The sequence below is a fragment of the Bradyrhizobium sp. 482_C4_N1_8 genome, from assembly GCF_052075965.1.
Classification (GTDB): Bacteria; Pseudomonadota; Alphaproteobacteria; order Rhizobiales; family Xanthobacteraceae; genus Bradyrhizobium; species Bradyrhizobium barranii.
On sequence record NZ_CP197231.1, the window covers coordinates 6,014,674 to 6,028,787 of the forward strand.

Consider the following 14,114-nt stretch of genomic DNA (forward strand, 5'->3'; position numbering starts at 1 on the left):
AACTATCCGCTTAACGCGCGGCATATCAATGGCTTGATACCCAGTATCTGCTTGGGTGATCTTCTGAGCAAGATTAGCAAAACAGCATCAATGGCGGGCAAGCGATTGATGCAGGGCCCGAGTAAGATCACTCTCTAACCCAGCGGCGCGCTGTTGCGCAGGCTTCGCGGTGTCGCTGCGCCCAAATGTAAACGGGAGAGCGAACATGATCTCTGCGGCATTTCCCTACAAGAAGCAGCGGCGGCGGGTCCTCGGCCGCGAGATGGCGTATGTCGAGGTGGGAAAGGGCGACCCCATCGTACTGCTGCACGGCAATCCCACTTCGTCGTATCTCTGGCGCAATGTGTTGCCGCACCTGAAGCCGCTGGGTCGCTGCATCGCCCCCGACCTGATCGGCATGGGCGATTCCGACAAGCTGCCTGACAGCGGTCCCAACTCGTATCGCTTCGTCGAGCACCGCCGCTATCTCGACGCCCTGCTCGAGTCCCTGGACGTGCGCGAACGGGTCACCCTCGTCATCCATGACTGGGGTTCGGCGCTCGGCTTCGACTGGGCCAACCGCCACCGCGAGGCCGTGAAGGGTATCGCGTACATGGAGGCGATCATGGGGCCACAATACTGGGACCACTGGGACAAGTTCGAAATGCGTCACGCCTTGCAAGGGCTGCGTTCCGAGCAAGGCGAGGAAATGGTCTTGCGAGACAATTTCTTCATCGAGAAGATCCTGCCGGGAGCCATCCTTCGCAAAATGCCCGACGAAGATATGGCGGAGTACCGACGGCCCTTCGCCGAGCCCGGCGAGGGCCGGCGTCCGACGCTGACGTGGCCAAGGCAAATCCCCATCGAGGGCGAGCCCGCCGACGTGACTGCGATCGTGACCGCCTACGCTGACTGGCTTAAGACGAGCCATATACCCAAGTTGTTCCTGAGGGCGGAGCCCGGTGGGATCCTCGCCCATGGCCCGGTTCTCGATTTGGCCCGCAGCCTCCCGGCACAGACCGAGGTGACGATCTCGGGACTCCATTTTGTTCAGGAAGATTCGCCGGACGAGATCGGACGGGCCGTCGCCGGCTGGATGGAGGCGTTGGGCTGACGGCGGCCATGCAGGGCTGCGATATCAGGATCATCAAGGCTCACTCTGAGTTCTTCGCATTTTGACCCGGAGCGGAAGTCGCAGACCAAGACGGTCCGAACCTCAGGCATGGACACCAGCCAACGAATCCGGCGGTGGCGCAAATGCGAAGTGCCGCGGCGTCTACCAGGGCGACCTCCGCATAGACCACAGGATAGCGTTCGTGAGAATTCGCTGGTAGCGGGCGTCCCGCCAAACTGACGGCTCGTGGCCTAGCGCCGAGTAAAATACTCGTCCCTCGCCATAGAATCGGGTCCAGGTGAGAGGCCAGCCATAGAATCGTTGATGTACGCCGGTCTTGCCAAGGTCCACCGAGCTTGGGTCGAGGCGCAGGAGCACGCGTGAACCACGATAGTCGAAGTCGCCGATTTGGTAGATCTCGTCCTCGACTTGCACCGAATTCCCGAGAAAAGCCACCAGGGGATCGCCGGGATCAACCACCTCGATCTTCACGGCCTGATGCCAAGGATGACCATTAAAGTAGCCGCCGACCAGATCGAGATAGTCCGGCCAAGTGTAGAATGTGTCCGTCGCCGAATGAACGCCGAGGAACCCGCGGCCCGAGCGCACAAAGTTGAGAAGAGCTCTCTTTTGCGCGTCGCTCATCGGAAGTTCTCCTGACGTATAGAACATCACCGCTGCGTAGCGCTCGAGGTTTTCGGTAGAAAATTCAGACGTGTCTTCCGTTGCAGTGACTTCAAAAACACCCGAATGGCTTCCGAGCTGGGTCAGGATAACCTTAGAAAGCGGTATGACATCATGCCGGTAGCCGGCGGAGTATGTGAAATAGAGGATGCGCTCTCGCGGACGCTCCGCATGCGCGCCGAGTGGTCGGATTGCCGCCGCGCCGCCGAGGAGCGCGATGAACTCACGTCGCCTCACAATCGCCTCCGCCAAAACCAACCATGTGTTGAAGAAGCCTAGCACAGATCAGCCCAGCGCCGACCGGGGGGCATCGCCCTCTCGCGTCCTATGCGACGCTGCTGGCCTGATCCTATTGTGACCGTCGGCGATTGTCCGCCCGTGCGCACAATTTTAGGTTATCTATTCGGATAGTGTTGGGCTGAATAGCCTATGCTGCTTAAGCGTTGCACTACAGCTATCGGACAGGATGATCTCGGAGGCGCATGCATTCAGCTTTCATTTGGTATTTTTTATCCATGAAAGGCCGCATCGGTCCGCAGGAATTTCGATTGGGACTTTTGGGACTTGTGCTAGTCGACATGCTCGTCGTGCGCATCGCGAGGAAGCTCACTGATTCAGGACCCCAATACTATAGCGTCAACCCTCCGCTCGACTGGCCCATCGTCCCGGCTGTCCTCTTTATCTCGCTCTGGCCGCTCGCTGCAATCTTTGTGAAGCGACTACATGACTTCAACATCTCGGGTTGGTGGGCGCTCACAATCCTCGCAATTCCTCTCCTCGTCGACGTGCTCAGCATTCCGTATTGGCTTCCTTATCTTTTATTGGCGGCAATCCTGAGTGCATTTCCCGGACGGCCTGGCGACAATCGGTTCGGCTCGACCTCGCTACCGCGCACGCGCGTCTAGCGCGCCCCCAAAGCAGACCGGCCGGGCGTTTGAACGGTGGCGCGAAAGTCAGCCGCAATGTCTGCCGATGGCCCATCCCTGCCGACAGCGCTCCTCAACGACAGGTCAGCTTCGCAGGGTAAACCCGGCGCGCCGATCCGCAGCGAACCACGCCGGACTTCGACCCAATTCGGACTTTGGTTGGTATCCCAGGCCGGACATCAGCTGCCTCCAGACTTGGTGGCTTCCCGCACGAGGACGTCCATCAACATTTTGGCGGGTATCTCGCGGGCAAGCGCCGCCGCCTGACCTGACCAGAGTGGCGTGAAATCGGAGCTTCCATTCTGCTCAGCCGCAGCACGCAGCGGCGACAGTTCGCCGATGGGCAGCGGAAAGTCCGGCGCCGCGTCCGACCAGGGACCGATCTCGGCGGCAAGGCGATTGACCAGAACCCTCGCGGGTCGCCCGGAGAACACGTTGGTCACGACAGTCCGGTTCAACCGCGCGTTTCGCAGGGCCTCGCGATGGAGCGGGGGCGTTGCCGACTCGGCACAAAGCAGAAAGGCGGTTCCAACCTGCACGCCGGCGGCCCCGAGTGCGAACGCCTCTGCGATCCCTCGCCCATCCCCGATCCCGCCGGCTGCGATCACGGGCACGCTGACGGCGTCAGCGACTTGTGGCACAAGGGCGAACGTGCCGGCCTGTGAGGCGATCGCGCGCTCGCTGTTAGAATCGAGGAATGAGCCTCGATGTCCTCCGGCTTCGTACCCCTGAGCGATGATCGCATCGGCACCATGCTTTTCGAGCCAGCATGCTTCGTCGACTGTCGTCGCCGATGAGATCACCTTGCAGCCGGCTGCCTTGACCCGATCGACCAATCCGGGCTCGGGCAAACCGAAATGAAAGCTTACCACCTCCGGCCGGACCTGTTCGACTACGGCGGACGCGGCATCGCCGAACGGAGCGAGATCGAGGCGCGGTGCAGCCGTTGCGGGGGCGATGCCCAGTTCGCGATAATACGACGAAAGCTTCTCATGCCAGGCACGCTCGCGAGCGGCGTCCGCCTTTGCCGCATCGTGGCAGAAGAAGTTGAGATTGATTGGTTTCTTCGTCAGTCGCCGTAGCTCGGCAACGGTCTTTGCAATGAGTTCAGGCGTCAAGACAGCGCAGCCGATCGAGCCCATGCCGCCGGCATTCGAGACCGCGGCTGCAAGGTCTACCGTGCCCAATCCGGCCATCGGTGCCAGCACAATCGGATGCTCGATCTTGAACAATTCAACAAGACGTCGGTTAGACCACATCGCACGCCTCCTACCAGTGGCCGGCGGACGCGCCGCCATCGACATGCATGATCTCGCCGGTGACGAAAGCCGCTCGCTCAAGATACATCACGGCGTCGACGACCTCCTGTATCTCGCCCATGCGGCCCATCGGCTGCAAGCTTGCTAGGAAGCCATGCGCCTCCGGCGCATGCATAGGGGTCGCGATCGCACCAGGCGATATGGCATTCACGCGGATATTCCGGCTTGCGTACTCGATCGCGAGCGAGCGGGTGATCGCGTTGAGACCGCCTTTGGTTAGCGCCGCGAGCGCCGCCGCCAGGGACGCCATCGGCTGCTCGGCGATCGTGGCCGTGATATTGACGATGTGACCCGAGCCCGCGAGCAGCATCCTCGCCGCCACCCGCTGCGTCAGATTGAAAAAGCCCGCGAGATTGCCCCCGACCATCTTGGCGAAGTCGGCCTCAGAATACTCGGTAAAGGGCTTCGCAATGAACAGGCCGGCATTGTTGACGAGCGTATCGATCCGTCCGAAGCGCTCGATGGCCAGTTCCACGATGCGATCGGCCGTCTTTGCGCTGGCGATATCGCCATCGACCGCGGGCATCGACGGATCGTCGTTCCTGCCGATCGAACGAGAACTGGCAACGACGTGATAGCCGATATCCCGGTAGGCCTCGAGCAATCCTGCGCCAATGCCGCGCGATGCTCCGGTGATGATGGCAACCTTCCGTTCGGACGTCATATTCGCTTCTCCTTCACGCAAAGTGCATGGATGGGCGAACAGTTACCCTGATCGAGGCAATGCCGCTTTGCATCGCCTGCTCAGCTATTGTCATTTCCTGCCGTCGGTGGATGCAGATCGTTACATCGGTAACAAAGTCAAGCCAGCCGGTTTCGCCGATATTGCGCCGGTGTCTGGCCCGTGGCTCGCCGGAATGCGCGGGTGAAATTGGCCTGGCACGAAAACCTGAGCCCGAGGGCGATATCGACCAAGGCCCGGTCCGCATCGCAGAGCAGATCCTTGGCGCGTTCGAGGCGCCTTGCACTGACATGCCGATGCGGCGATTTGCCGATGGCGGCCTTGAACGCGCGCGCGAAATAAAACTCGCTCAGGCAGGCAACCGAGGCCAGCCGCGCTACCGTCAGATCGCCCTCCAAATTGGCTTCGATATAGTCGAGCACCCGCGCCAATCTGCGTCGGTCGAGCCCTTCCCCTGCGGCCGGCATGACCAGGCCGGACCGCGGCGCAGCATGATTCTGGATCAATCTTGCCACCAGACTCAATGCCAGGGTTTCGGCGAGCAGCCTGCCCGCGGACGTCTCGTGTTCCAGTTCGAGCATGATGGCAAAGGCCATCTCGGCAAGCAGTGGATCGCGGAAGCCGCCCTTGTGGCGGAGTGAATCGATCGCCGTCGCGTCGAACCCTTCACCCAGATCATGCGACAAGAACAAACCGGTCGGTAGGTAAAGATGCAAAATCGCGGGCACCGGCTCGGACATGTCGATCAGGCCTTGCTGCACGCCGGCCGGACGAAACCAGATGGTTCCACGTTCGGAGATGGTCGAGTCGATGGCCCCGTCCAGCCGACGCGTGACAACGGACCGACTACCGCGCACATCAACGCAGATCTCGGCATCAGGCTGGGGGTTATTCCAGGCAACCGTACCGCGGTGGCTGCGAAGCTCTGCCGTGAGATTTGACCAACCTCGCGTGGCGGATGAGGCCAGCAGCCCGGCGACGCCGTATTTATTGGAGCTGCGTTCGCCTGACGGCGTCGGCCGAGATGTCAATTCCTGATTTCGGCCAAATAAATCCACGCCGGCGTCACCTTTGGACATGCTGCGGGCTCGACGGCGTTAATGTGGTCGGACTCGTGGCTGACCGCAACTCTCGCCCCCGCCCTATCACGCATCTGCGATCAGGCAGTGTAGCCGCTCACTTCCGTTATTGGCCCCCAACCGACGTTGCCACGCTGCTGCCGACCGCCAGCTTTTGACCCACAACGGACATGGCCTCCGTCATAGGGGCAATATTTCTGTTTCAGTGCTGCGGCCCCCCGTCGAGCTCTCGTTCGTCAACCAGCCCGCCTCCCGCACGATGGCGACGGCTGACCGGGCGACCGGGGCCGTGATTCCATTGACGAGCTGCAGTCGCAGATTGCGACCCTCGGTAACGGCCCGCACGACCGCCTTCCTCGCGACCCACCAGGAGCGATGTACCTGCAGGCCATCGGCATTTTCGAGCGCCATCATTGCCTGGTTAAGCGTTGCCAGTACAAGGCGAGAGTTGCCGGCGGTATGGACGCGTACGTAGTGGTCCTCCATCTGCAGGCAAAGCACCGCGGAAGGTGGCGCACCGAGTAGCCCGAAAGCGGTTGGCGGCGCTTCGCCGGCTTCCTTGGCCTGTTGCCGGCGATGTAACCGGGCCTGCATAAGAAGGGTGAAACCGAGCACAATCGGCAAGGCGGTGATCAGCCCCTGCAAGTACCAATCGAGTGGTCGTAAGATTTTCAGGAAGGGCCATATCGATACGGCGATCGACACGACCCAGATCTGGAATGGCGCGTTCAGGATGACGACGCCGAGGAAGATCGACATCCAGGTCATCGCCGGGTTCAGGCGGAGCCGCAGCACCACCCGGATGAGCGATCCGAAAAGGAGGATTCCGGGTAAGAAGCAGGCGAGTTGAAACACCACGCGCTGCCAGGTCGGTCCGTTCAGATAGCTACCAAACGGTCCGATCAGGCCGAAAAAGATGGCGCAGACGCTCGCGATCGCGAGGTCAACGGCCCAATCCCGCAGAAAGTCACTCCGGCGCGCTTCGCTCATAAGGCCATTATAGTGGCGGTTTGCCCGCCGGCGAACCCATTTGCCCGTTGGCGAACAATTGCTGGCGCAGGCCTGTGCCGTTTGCTGGATCCTTGGCGTCCCACTCGCCGAGAGGTTCCCATGCGCTACACGATTGCATATTTTTTCGCCGTACTCATCGCAGTCACCGCCGGCCAGGCCGACGCCGCGGTCGGGTTCCGGCATTTCAGCATCGACGATCCGCAAGGCCCACCTATCGAGGTGGGCGTCTGGTATCCGACCACGATGCCCCCGAAGCTGGAGGCGGTCGAGACCGATCAACAGATGGTCGCCCGCGACGCGCCGCTTGAGGGCACCGGTCTTCCGCTGGTGGTCATATCGCACGGTCACGGAGGCTCCTATGCCGGGCACCTCGACACCGCCACGGCCCTGGCCAATGCAGGATTCGTCGTCGCCGCTCTTACGCATAATGGCGATAGCTGGCGCGACCAAAGCCGTCCGACCGCAATCTGGGAACGGCCACGGCAATTGAAGCTGCTCACGGACTACATGCTGGGCGCATGGGGCGACCACGGGCGCCTCGATGCCAATCGCGTTGGCGCGTTCGGCTTCTCGGCTGGCGGCTTGACGGTGCTAGCGGCCGCCGGCGGCGAGCCGGACCTTCGGACCCTTCCGAGCCACTGCAAGGCGCATCCCGCCTTCGAAGACTGTCAGATCATGGAAGAGCACCCGTTGCTGCCGGATACCGATATCGTCTGGACCCACGATCCGCGACTCAAGGCGGTGGTCTCCGCCGCGCCCGCTCTCGGTTTTACCTTCGGGACCAACGGTCTGGCGGCGGTGCTCCAGCCGGTGCAGCTCTGGCGGGCCGAGGATGATCAAGTGCTACCACACCCCTATTATGCGGAAGCCGTTCGGCTCGCGTTGCCGACGCCACCCGAGACGCACGTCGTGGCTGACGCCGGGCACTACGACTTTCTGAAGCCGTGCTCTGCGGACCTGGCAACCCGCATGCCGGCAATCTGCACAAGCAAGCCGGGCTTCGACCGCGCTGCGTTTCATGAGCGCTTCGACCACGACATCGTCGCCTTCTTCAAGCGGACGCTGCAGTAGCAGGTTTTGAAGTGGGATGTCCGTTCCTGGCCGTTAGTTGACATTCCCGCGCTCAGAGCGAACGTCCCCTCATGACCCGAAGCGGACATTACGGATATTGGTGGCTGTGGAAATCGACGTGACTCAATGCTCACCTCCTGAGTTGCAAGCGGAACGACGCAAAGCATGAAGAGCGGCACAGGGTCACTGCACCCATGTGCCCCGTGCTTCATCCGAACAACAGGAGAATTGCATTTTTCACAGCGCATTCGGTCAGGACAGCTGACGGTGCGCGCTGCGTATTCCGGGCATGACGCTGACGTTCGCCGCGTTCCATGCTATTATGCCAATATTCCAGGTCGTTCGGTCGAGCCTTGTATTGAGGTCAAAACCGATGATTGGAGCCACCATCCCCACATACTTCGTCAGTCCAAGGCGAAGCATCAAGAAAGCATGATCACGTTGACGCTCGGCGCCGGCGTGCAAACTCGATTTGACAGGAGAAAGCATACGCAGGTCGATTTCAACTCGCGGCAGTTCACGGCGGAGACCTGAACCGCCGCTTGATCTAAGGAGGCACTCATGAACTCCATCAACGTGCGCATAGTCCCCACAGTCACCGCAGCGATGAGACTCACCAAAGCAACGGCTTTTGCTGCTGCGCTCGTGTCCTTTGCCCCCGCGGCTGTCGCGGGAGAGCCGATTGAAAAGAAGGGGACTACTCCTTATGTGACGCACTTTATTTTTCGGCCCTTGATGAGCATTGACACCGCCGAACTCGGCAAGGCCACTACGCTGGAGGCGGTCGGCACCACTCAAAACATGAAGGGAGAGAAGATGCTGGACAAGATGTCAGCACGCTGCGTGGCGCTGAACGTCGCGTCCGGAGACAAGAAATACATTGACGGCGCTGGCGTGCTCGCCGACAGCGACGGCGACAAGATTTTCTCGACCTTCGATACTCGAGACCTCGACAAGGCCCAGCCGAAGATGGATTGTGGAACGCATATCATCACCGGCGGCACCGGTAAGTATAAGGGCATCACCGGAAGCGAACCATTTGCGTGCATAGCTATGCCTGCGCTGGCTGGCTCTGGCGATTATTTTGCGATGGACATCCCGCACAACACGTCCTGGGAAATCAAATGATCCTGAACCCGATGTCGCCGTAAAGATGGTTGTTGAGGCGGCCATCAATCGCTGAACGAGAGCCCAGCCACCACAGCTGGGCTCTTCTTCTGTTCGTAATTTGGGTCAGATGGTCCGCTTGTGGCCCCAAGCGGTCGACCCGGCATGTCCGCTAGATGTCCGCTCCTTGGGGGTGAAGCAGACTTGATATGCTCAGCCCGAGTTCTTCCGGGTGTGACCCGAAGGCGAAGTCGCCGCTGTCCGTATGCATGTCCGTTAATGGGGGGCTGAGCCGACTCGTTCTGCTCGCGGCGAGTCTTTCCGTTGATGAGTCGGCCCATCGCCTAGGTTGCTGCATCCAATATGTCGCTGAGCGACGCGACCGATCATACGTCCGACGGCAGTGGATAGCATTGTTGCCTGATCAGTCATTCGCGCCGACGTCCGTAAAAAGGAACCCCGCCGGCGTCTTGGTAAAGACGAAGATGAGCTCGCCGCAGAAGACGAAGTAATTGTCATTGTTCTCTTGATCGCGATCGTAGACGGCCTTGCCGCGCTGGACACACGCGCGATTTTTCGGCGTGAACGAGGTCGGATAGGTCTTGGCGCGAAATTGCGCGGCGTCGCGAATTGCGCTGTCGTTCATGAACGGCAATCGTGTCATACCGGCGACGGCGGCGGAATCGTTTGTCCTCAGCGCCGCGCGAAACTTCTCGATGAAGCCATCGAATTCCTTCTGCAAGGCAGGAGAAGCGACGGCTTTCTTCGGCGCCTGGGCGACGGCTGGAGCAAGGTTCACGAGAGCGGTTACGAGCATAATTCTCAGCAAAAATCCCACGGGTCGGCTCCGTCCATCGTCCAATCAAGGTCTTCCGACCGATCCAAATCCGTGGTGTTCTGTTGCGTCAAGGACTTTCTGGCTCGCCGGCGCAGCGTTAACCCCGCCCAGGCATGGACCAATAGCATTTGCCGGAGCATGCGCTGGCATGTTTTGCCGCGCTCGCTTATGGCCCTCAGCCGAAGGTCAATTGAGCGCGTGTCATGTCGGCTGTCAGGGGCAAACCGGACGCCGATACAGCTTGGCGCCCACTGCTGCTTTTGACCCTTAGCGGACAATCTCCAAGTGGGATTGGTGGGTCGAAAAGCTATCTTTTTCCCAAGTCTTGCGCGAAACGCAGAAGGTAGCCGTCGGGGTCCTGCACCAAAAACTGCCTGTTGCCTCGCTCCTCACCGGCGATCCGATACCAAGCATCGTGACATTCCCCGAAGAGCGGCCATTGTGCCTTTTCCAAAGCATCGAGAAGTGGCGCGACGGAGCCGACAAAGATTTGGAAGTTGATACCGCGCCCCAGTGGTCGTTCTAAAGCACCAGTTTGCCAATGGCCGCTGTGCTGTCTGAGCATGACCTGCGCACCCTGAAACTCCAGGTACACAAATCGACTTTCAGGCCGCTGATAGGCGATACGGAAACCAAGGAGGTCGCACCAAAAGGTCGTGCTCTGTTTGAGGTCGAACACATCCATTTCAGGGACCAAGTGAGCAAAACCGCCAGTCGGTAATCTGTCTTCTGACACAGCCATAGCCTGCAACATCCTCACTCGTGTCGTGCTCGCAAAAGATCGACCCAATTCTGATGATGGGCAATTCTAACATATCTTCCCGTGTTGGGACTGTCTGATAGACAAGCGGCTGTCGAGGCGATGTCTGCTTTTGGCCCGTTTGAGACCTGGCGAGGGGTACTAAAGATGTTCGCTCACTGGGGCTGACCGGAAGTCGTCTCGGGAGAACCAAACCGACGCGATTGACCCGAAGCAGACCTAGGCTTGGGGAATGGTCACGACAGCCGAGCCGTTCGAGCTGGACCAGGGCACGGACGCGGAGCGTAACGCCCGTCGTGGTTAGCGCTTAGCCAGTGTTCCTGACCGCCTCAGCTAGAATGGCGTACAGCTGCTGCTTGCTGAATTCCTTGGGCTGCTGTTTCTCTGCGGTGCTCCGCGACACCTTCTTTTCTACTCGACGTACCAGGGCGGCCGACGACGCCGGCCTTGGCTTCGGGGGCGGCCTTATCTTGGGTCTTGCTGTTGGCGGCTTGTGGCCACGCTTCAAGCCCGAACGGGTTAACATCCCGCAGACCGCGTTACGGCTACACCCGAGACGGCGCGCAATCTGTGCCGCGCTCTGTCCTGCGGACCAGAGCCTTTTGAGCAGCGCTACGTCTTTCGCATCCCAGCCCATAAGAGATTATAGCGCGGACTGGCCGACACTGGCTAGTCCAAGCCGCTCGTGGGAATCCCTTCTATGGATTCACGACTTGGCTCTACAACGCCGGTGATCGCTCCGCCCAAGCCTTGGTGGCTTGGCAGATTTCCATCGCCCGGGCGTAGGCGGGGCGTGCCGTCGTGCGGGCGAGATAGGCACGCTCGACTGAACCCGGGGTATAGTTGCTGGTTCGCAGACCAAGCAGGAGAGCGTAGCTCACTGAAATGTCAGCAGCAGTGAAGCGGTCTCCGGCGAGAAATGGACGATTTGCGAGACGCTGGATGACCAATCCCAGCCGGCTATGAAAGGTCTCCAGTGCCCAGATTGTGACCCGGGCGTTTCGCTCTGCTGCGGGGGCGAATGCGCGACCGACGATGACGGCGTTCATTGGTCCAGCGAGCCCGGCCTCTCCCAAATGGAGGAATTGCAGATAGGCGGCGAAGGCCGGATCATCCGGGGCGACGGCGAGCGGGCTCGGGCCGTGGCGGGCGAGCAGGTATTCGAGGATCGCGATCGACTCGACCATGATCATCTCGCCGTCCTGCAGCGCCGGGATAAAGCCGGCGGGGTTGATCGCAAGAAAATCGGGATCATTCTCGACAGCGAACAGATCGACCGGGCGCAGCCGATAAGCCACCCCCAATTCCTCGAGCAGCCAAACGACACGGAACCCACGACCTTCGCCATAGACAGTGAGCATACTTGAGCGTCCTTACGTTGGCTTAAGTGCCTTAATTCGCAGGAGCGAGATTTCCACACCTGCTGCTATCGCTCCGACACGATATGCACAAGGTTCGTCGAATACACGGCATCATGCAGCGCCGGTCCTCCCTACTTTATGGGTTCACGGCCTAGTCTTCATCCGGCTCGCGTACGACTGCCGGTTCGTCGGCTTCATCCTCCTCTTCGTCGCCCTCTTCGTCCTCCTCGTCTTCATCAGGATCTCGGGGCGGCATCGCGGTGCCCATAGCTACGAGCGGCGTCCAGACGGTCGCCGTGATGAAAAATGCTTCGAAATCGTGTTGCCTCATGTTGTTACTCCTCGAAAAGCATGAGCAGTCGAATATTCCTGACCGACGACATCCGGATGTCCAGGGCGCGATCGCTCCTGCGCGACGGCGACCAGATCGACGGCAGCGGCAGGGGCCGGCACCCCACACAACTGGCGGCGTTTACGAGTACTTCATGCCGAGGACGCATCAGGTTCTATATTTACCAACACTTCGCCGGCAGTGATTTCGGGATCCCCAAGATCGAGGTCGTGCAGACTTGCTTGAATAAACTCCATTATCCTGGCGTTCGCTGCATTGGCGCTTTCGCGGTCCTCGAATATCATCACGGCGACACCAACGCCGTCGCCCCCATCCAGCACGTAGTAAGATCTGAATCCGTGCGATTGCTTCAGGATCTGACCGACGCCGCTCTTGGCGCGGCGGGCAGCGTCCGCGACCGAACGAACCCTGGTGTACTTGCGAATGACGATGTACATGAGGCCACCACGCGTTGCAGTTCCCGTCCCACGCATCAAAGCATACCGGCTCCCGGTCGGACCAGGGCGCTGCTTCCCGAATGGCCGCGCGCCTTTCTCCAGCGAGCCAACCTCGCCCCGCAAGCGGGGGCGAGGTGCCGAGGCTCAGGACCCCTCGAACTTGAACGAGACGTTGAGCTTGGCGCGATAGGACTCGACGTTTCCCTTCTCATCCAGTTGCATATCGAGCTTGACGACCTCTGCAATGCGAAGATCCCGGAGAGTTTTTGCAGCTTGCCCGACCGCATTGGCGGCCGCCTTCTCCCATGAGTCACTGCTGGTACCGATCAGTTCAATGACCTTGTAGACGCTATCAGGCATATCGTCCTCCTGTTCGGTCTGAAGCAGGAAGCAGGTGCTCCCCACCGTTGTGAAATCTAGCATCAGGATGTCGGCGCTGATACGACGCGATACGGTCCCGGACGCCGCCCGGGGGCCCGATAAGGACAAACCGCATTTGGCGGGGATGGCGGCTTTTGGCCCGAAGCAGGCCGTCGCCCGTAGCGGACCATCCCATCAGAGCCGTGATCACCCTCGCCGCGGTCATGGTAGGGTGGTCTTGTTCTTGCTGGCGAGCCAAAAGGTGACAGCCGATGAAGTGTCTTCGGATATACGCAACCCCGGACGGTGAATCTCACTTCGGTGAGGTGGAAATCCCCATGACGGCAAAGCTGACCGTTGCTCCCGGTGCCAAGCCGTTTCAGGTGTCCCAGCGCTATCCCGCGTCAAGCATGGAGGTTACTCAAATTCCTGCCGGTATGCGACAGGTCGATTGGCACACCGTTCCCGCGCGGGTATTGACTGTGAGACTGACTGGCGCGGTCGAATACGAGACGAGCGACGGCGAGGTGCGGCACGTCTCTGCGGGCGAGTTCGTGTTGGTGGAGGACACACACGGAAAGGGCCATCTGTCTCGTCATTCCCCAGACGAGCAAACCGTTCTTTGGATCAGGCTACCCAACGGCCTCGATTTGCCGTCCCCATAGTTTGCAGGGATCGCCATCGCCCACGACGCCGAAAATCTGCAAATGGGCTCATCGCCGACAAGGCGGGCCGCGGCTGTTGTCAGCATCTGCCCCAAAGCGGACGTCAACCGTCGATGCCGGCAAACCCGCTCGGTGACCACGGTCGCTATGCCTCTGTTGGTGACGGCTGCAATCCTAAGGGCTCGCGTGGCGCTGAGCGGGAGGCGATGGCAAGACTCGGAATCGCGCCCCATCGTGTCGAATAGAGGCCGTGCCGAAACCGGCGTCGCTTGCGCCAAGATGTAGGATGGGTAGAGCTCTTGCGAAACCCATCGCCCCCGGCACGCCGATGCAGCGCCCGTGTCATTCTTTAGCTCGATGCCGTTGCGA

General features: G+C 60.4%; 18 protein-coding genes. 6 read left to right on the forward strand and 12 right to left on the reverse strand.

The window, feature by feature from the left end; all coding sequences use genetic code 11:
- Positions 1-205 precede the first annotated feature (205 nt).
- Positions 206-1,093, forward strand: coding sequence for a haloalkane dehalogenase (locus AB7Z56_RS28970; RefSeq protein ID WP_441256672.1), 888 nt, complete (start codon positions 206-208; stop codon positions 1,091-1,093).
- 162 nt (positions 1,094-1,255) lie between these two features.
- On the opposite strand, the gene AB7Z56_RS28975 is transcribed toward AB7Z56_RS28970, so the two are convergent.
- A complete protein-coding gene (locus AB7Z56_RS28975) occupies positions 1,256-2,014 on the reverse strand; it encodes a ThuA domain-containing protein (protein WP_231144530.1) in 759 nt (252 codons plus the stop codon).
- Positions 2,015-2,259: 245 nt separating this feature from the next.
- On the opposite strand from AB7Z56_RS28975, the gene AB7Z56_RS28980 reads away from it, so the two are divergent.
- Entirely contained in the window at positions 2,260-2,682 is a 423-nt protein-coding gene (locus tag AB7Z56_RS28980) for a DUF805 domain-containing protein (RefSeq protein ID WP_231144529.1), read from the forward strand.
- A gap of 200 nt (positions 2,683-2,882) precedes the next feature.
- On the opposite strand, the gene AB7Z56_RS28985 is transcribed toward AB7Z56_RS28980, so the two are convergent.
- The 4 genes from AB7Z56_RS28985 to AB7Z56_RS29000 all read right to left on the reverse strand — a co-directional run bounded on the left by AB7Z56_RS28985 (position 2,883) and on the right by AB7Z56_RS29000 (position 6,773).
- The gene (locus AB7Z56_RS28985) at positions 2,883-3,962 is read right to left on the reverse strand and encodes an NAD(P)H-dependent flavin oxidoreductase (RefSeq protein ID WP_441256851.1); all 1,080 of its coding nucleotides are present in this window, start codon (positions 3,960-3,962) and stop codon (positions 2,883-2,885) included.
- A 10-nt stretch (positions 3,963-3,972) separates the two neighbouring features.
- Positions 3,973-4,686 (reverse strand): SDR family NAD(P)-dependent oxidoreductase, encoded by a 714-nt coding sequence (locus tag AB7Z56_RS28990; protein WP_441256673.1) that lies wholly within the window; start codon positions 4,684-4,686, stop codon positions 3,973-3,975.
- A gap of 137 nt (positions 4,687-4,823) precedes the next feature.
- Entirely contained in the window at positions 4,824-5,783 is a 960-nt protein-coding gene (locus tag AB7Z56_RS28995; RefSeq protein WP_231144527.1) for a helix-turn-helix domain-containing protein, read from the reverse strand.
- Between the two features lie 180 nt (positions 5,784-5,963).
- On the reverse strand, positions 5,964-6,773 hold the full coding sequence (locus AB7Z56_RS29000; protein ID WP_063984230.1) for a LytTR family DNA-binding domain-containing protein: 810 nt from the start codon (positions 6,771-6,773) through the stop codon (positions 5,964-5,966).
- Between the two features lie 120 nt (positions 6,774-6,893).
- Here AB7Z56_RS29000 and AB7Z56_RS29005 point away from each other — a divergent pair, with 120 nt between their 5' ends.
- From AB7Z56_RS29005 to AB7Z56_RS29015, 3 genes are all read left to right on the forward strand, one after another.
- Positions 6,894-7,865, forward strand: coding sequence for an alpha/beta hydrolase family protein (locus AB7Z56_RS29005; protein WP_063984231.1), 972 nt, complete (start codon positions 6,894-6,896; stop codon positions 7,863-7,865).
- Positions 7,866-8,030: 165 nt separating this feature from the next.
- Complete coding sequence (locus AB7Z56_RS29010) at positions 8,031-8,399, forward strand: hypothetical protein (RefSeq protein ID WP_231144526.1); 369 nt, start codon at positions 8,031-8,033, stop codon at positions 8,397-8,399.
- Between the two features lie 27 nt (positions 8,400-8,426).
- Positions 8,427-8,993 carry a hypothetical protein gene (locus AB7Z56_RS29015; protein ID WP_441256674.1) on the forward strand — a complete coding sequence of 189 codons (567 nt, stop codon included), beginning with the start codon at positions 8,427-8,429 and terminating at the stop codon, positions 8,991-8,993.
- 403 nt (positions 8,994-9,396) lie between these two features.
- Here the strand turns inward: AB7Z56_RS29015 and AB7Z56_RS29020 are convergent, their stop codons facing one another.
- The 7 genes from AB7Z56_RS29020 to AB7Z56_RS29050 form a co-directional block, all read right to left on the reverse strand.
- Positions 9,397-9,810 (reverse strand): hypothetical protein, encoded by a 414-nt coding sequence (locus AB7Z56_RS29020; protein ID WP_245328455.1) that lies wholly within the window; start codon positions 9,808-9,810, stop codon positions 9,397-9,399.
- A gap of 307 nt (positions 9,811-10,117) precedes the next feature.
- On the reverse strand, positions 10,118-10,564 hold the full coding sequence (locus AB7Z56_RS29025) for a bleomycin resistance protein (protein WP_231144524.1): 447 nt from the start codon (positions 10,562-10,564) through the stop codon (positions 10,118-10,120).
- Positions 10,565-10,877: 313 nt separating this feature from the next.
- Positions 10,878-11,207: a GcrA family cell cycle regulator gene (locus AB7Z56_RS29030; protein WP_084795217.1), complete on the reverse strand. Its 330-nt coding sequence runs from the start codon at positions 11,205-11,207 to the stop codon at positions 10,878-10,880.
- 82 nt (positions 11,208-11,289) lie between these two features.
- Positions 11,290-11,931 (reverse strand): glutathione S-transferase family protein, encoded by a 642-nt coding sequence (locus tag AB7Z56_RS29035; RefSeq protein WP_063984235.1) that lies wholly within the window; start codon positions 11,929-11,931, stop codon positions 11,290-11,292.
- A gap of 151 nt (positions 11,932-12,082) precedes the next feature.
- Positions 12,083-12,262 carry a hypothetical protein gene (locus tag AB7Z56_RS29040; RefSeq protein ID WP_063984236.1) on the reverse strand — a complete coding sequence of 60 codons (180 nt, stop codon included), beginning with the start codon at positions 12,260-12,262 and terminating at the stop codon, positions 12,083-12,085.
- A 152-nt stretch (positions 12,263-12,414) separates the two neighbouring features.
- Positions 12,415-12,720, reverse strand: coding sequence for a hypothetical protein (locus tag AB7Z56_RS29045; protein ID WP_063984237.1), 306 nt, complete (start codon positions 12,718-12,720; stop codon positions 12,415-12,417).
- Between the two features lie 144 nt (positions 12,721-12,864).
- The gene (locus tag AB7Z56_RS29050; RefSeq protein ID WP_063986511.1) at positions 12,865-13,080 is read right to left on the reverse strand and encodes a dodecin family protein; all 216 of its coding nucleotides are present in this window, start codon (positions 13,078-13,080) and stop codon (positions 12,865-12,867) included.
- Between the two features lie 272 nt (positions 13,081-13,352).
- Here AB7Z56_RS29050 and AB7Z56_RS29055 point away from each other — a divergent pair, with 272 nt between their 5' ends.
- On the forward strand, positions 13,353-13,745 hold the full coding sequence (locus AB7Z56_RS29055; RefSeq protein WP_063984238.1) for a hypothetical protein: 393 nt from the start codon (positions 13,353-13,355) through the stop codon (positions 13,743-13,745).
- Positions 13,746-14,114 lie beyond the last annotated feature (369 nt).

What these genes read in the sequence shown, in the direction of transcription:
- AB7Z56_RS28970 (WP_441256672.1), top strand. Translation starts at nt 206, where the DNA reads ATGATCTCTGCGGCATTTCCCTACAAGAAGCAGCGGCGGCGGGTCCTC.
- AB7Z56_RS28980 (WP_231144529.1), top strand. Translation starts at nt 2,260, where the DNA reads ATGCATTCAGCTTTCATTTGGTATTTTTTATCCATGAAAGGCCGCATC.
- AB7Z56_RS28985 (WP_441256851.1), bottom strand. Translation starts at nt 3,962, where the DNA reads ATGTGGTCTAACCGACGTCTTGTTGAATTGTTCAAGATCGAGCATCCG.
- AB7Z56_RS28990 (WP_441256673.1), bottom strand. Translation starts at nt 4,686, where the DNA reads ATGACGTCCGAACGGAAGGTTGCCATCATCACCGGAGCATCGCGCGGC.
- AB7Z56_RS28995 (WP_231144527.1), bottom strand. Translation starts at nt 5,783, where the DNA reads ATGTCCAAAGGTGACGCCGGCGTGGATTTATTTGGCCGAAATCAGGAA.
- AB7Z56_RS29000 (WP_063984230.1), bottom strand. Translation starts at nt 6,773, where the DNA reads ATGAGCGAAGCGCGCCGGAGTGACTTTCTGCGGGATTGGGCCGTTGAC.
- AB7Z56_RS29005 (WP_063984231.1), top strand. Translation starts at nt 6,894, where the DNA reads ATGCGCTACACGATTGCATATTTTTTCGCCGTACTCATCGCAGTCACC.
- AB7Z56_RS29010 (WP_231144526.1), top strand. Translation starts at nt 8,031, where the DNA reads ATGAAGAGCGGCACAGGGTCACTGCACCCATGTGCCCCGTGCTTCATC.
- AB7Z56_RS29015 (WP_441256674.1), top strand. Translation starts at nt 8,427, where the DNA reads ATGAACTCCATCAACGTGCGCATAGTCCCCACAGTCACCGCAGCGATG.
- AB7Z56_RS29025 (WP_231144524.1), bottom strand. Translation starts at nt 10,564, where the DNA reads ATGTTGCAGGCTATGGCTGTGTCAGAAGACAGATTACCGACTGGCGGT.
- AB7Z56_RS29030 (WP_084795217.1), bottom strand. Translation starts at nt 11,207, where the DNA reads ATGGGCTGGGATGCGAAAGACGTAGCGCTGCTCAAAAGGCTCTGGTCC.
- AB7Z56_RS29035 (WP_063984235.1), bottom strand. Translation starts at nt 11,931, where the DNA reads ATGCTCACTGTCTATGGCGAAGGTCGTGGGTTCCGTGTCGTTTGGCTG.
- AB7Z56_RS29040 (WP_063984236.1), bottom strand. Translation starts at nt 12,262, where the DNA reads ATGAGGCAACACGATTTCGAAGCATTTTTCATCACGGCGACCGTCTGG.
- AB7Z56_RS29045 (WP_063984237.1), bottom strand. Translation starts at nt 12,720, where the DNA reads ATGTACATCGTCATTCGCAAGTACACCAGGGTTCGTTCGGTCGCGGAC.
- AB7Z56_RS29050 (WP_063986511.1), bottom strand. Translation starts at nt 13,080, where the DNA reads ATGCCTGATAGCGTCTACAAGGTCATTGAACTGATCGGTACCAGCAGT.
- AB7Z56_RS29055 (WP_063984238.1), top strand. Translation starts at nt 13,353, where the DNA reads ATGAAGTGTCTTCGGATATACGCAACCCCGGACGGTGAATCTCACTTC.